The sequence below is a fragment of the Orrella sp. 11846 genome, assembly GCF_048820935.1.
GTDB lineage: Bacteria > Pseudomonadota > Gammaproteobacteria > Burkholderiales > Burkholderiaceae_B > Algicoccus.
The window spans coordinates 1-2,033 of the sequence record NZ_JBMERD010000037.1 but is presented as its reverse complement, the minus strand read 5'-3'; the positions used below and the strand labels follow the sequence as shown (position 1 = coordinate 2,033).

Below are 2,033 nucleotides of genomic sequence, written 5' to 3'. Positions count from 1 at the left end.
GTTGCGTGTCCTGACGACAGGGTCAGGTCACGCGTATTTTGAAAGAAGCACAAGTCTTAGAGTTTGTTGGATTTGTTAAATTTTATGCACACTTGTTGCTATAACCCTCACAGTTATAGGATCAAGCCGCACGGGCAATTAGTATCGGTTAGCTACGCGCATTACTGCGCTTCCACATCCGACCTATCAACGTCCTGGTCTTGAACGACCCTTTAGGGGGCTTAAAGCCCCGGGATACCTAATCTTCAGATGAGTTTCCCGCTTAGATGCCTTCAGCGGTTATCTCTTCCGTACTTAGCTACCCGGCAATGCCATTGGCATGACAACCGGTACACCAGAGGTACGTCCACTCCGGTCCTCTCGTACTAGGAGCAGGTTCCGTCAAGTATCCAACGCCCACGGCAGATAGGGACCAAACTGTCTCACGACGTTTTAAACCCAGCTCACGTACCTCTTTAAATGGCGAACAGCCATACCCTTGGGACCGGCTACAGCCCCAGGATGAGATGAGCCGACATCGAGGTGCCAAACACCGCCGTCGATATGAACTCTTGGGCGGTATCAGCCTGTTATCCCCAGAGTACCTTTTATCCGTTGAGCGATGGCCCTTCCATTCAGAACCACCGGATCACTATGTCCTGCTTTCGCACCTGTTCGACTTGTCAGTCTCACAGTCAAGCACGCTTATGCCATTGCACTATCAGCACGATTTCCGACCGTACCTAGCGTACCTTCGAACTCCTCCGTTACCGTTTAGGAGGAGACCGCCCCAGTCAAACTGCCCACCATGCACTGTTCCCAACCCGGATAACGGGTCAAGGTTAGAATCGCAAACAGACCAGGGTGGTATTTCAAGGATGGCTCCACGCGATCTAGCGACCACGCTTCAGCGCCTCCCACCTATCCTACACAAGCCGGTTCACAATTCAATGCAAAGCTACAGTAAAGGTTCATGGGGTCTTTCCGTCTAGCCGCGGGTAGATTGCATCTTCACAACCATGTCAACTTCGCTGAGTCTCAGGAGGAGACAGTGTGGCCATCGTTACGCCATTCGTGCAGGTCGGAACTTACCCGACAAGGAATTTCGCTACCTTAGGACCGTTATAGTTACGGCCGCCGTTTACCGGGGCTTCGATCAAGAGCTTGCACCCCATCACTTAACCTTCCGGCACCGGGCAGGCGTCACACCCTATACGTCGACTTTCGTCTTGGCAGAGTGCTGTGTTTTTAATAAACAGTCGCAGCCACCTATTCACTGCGGCCCTTTCATGCTTTGTGCGCGAGCACATCACACTACCGGGGCATACCTTCTCCCGAAGTTACGGTATTAATTTGCCGAGTTCCTTCTCCTGAGTTCTCTCAAGCGCCTTAGAATATTCATCCCGTCCACCTGTGTCGGTTTGCGGTACGGTCTCGTATGGCTGAAGCTTAGAGGCTTTTCCTGGGACCACTTCCAATCACTTCGCGAAACATGTTCGCTCGTGCCACACCCTTGAATTCCGCGCCCGGATTTGCCTAAGCGCCTTCTTCGATGCAGCAACAGGGACTTCCAACACCCTGATGACCTTTCGCAATCCGTCCCCCCATCGCACCATACGACGGTACTGGAATATTAACCAGTTTCCCATCAGCTACGCATCTCTGCCTCGCCTTAGGGGCCGACTCACCCTGCGCCGATGAACGTTGCGCAGGAAACCTTGGACTTACGGCGAGGGGGCTTTTCACCCCCTTTATCGCTACTCATGTCAGCATTCTCACTTCTGATACCTCCAGCAACCTTCTCAGATCACCTTCACAGGCTTACAGAACGCTCTCCTACCGTGTATCAAAGATACACCCGCAGCTTCGGTCTATCGCTTAAGCCCCGTTACATCTTCCGCGCAGGACGACTCGATCAGTGAGCTATTACGCTTTCTTTAAAGGGTGGCTGCTTCTAAGCCAACCTCCTGACTGTCTATGCCTTCCCACTTCGTTTCCCACTGAGCGATAGTTAGGGACCTTAGCTGGCGGTCTGGGTTGTTTCCCTCTCGAGC

Annotated in this window: 1 rRNA gene; it reads right to left on the bottom strand. The window is 52.7% G+C overall.

From position 1 onward, the window contains the following. Positions 1–117: 117 nt before the first annotated feature. A 23S ribosomal RNA gene (locus ACOI06_RS14435) occupies positions 118–2,033 on the bottom strand; the annotation flags it as partial.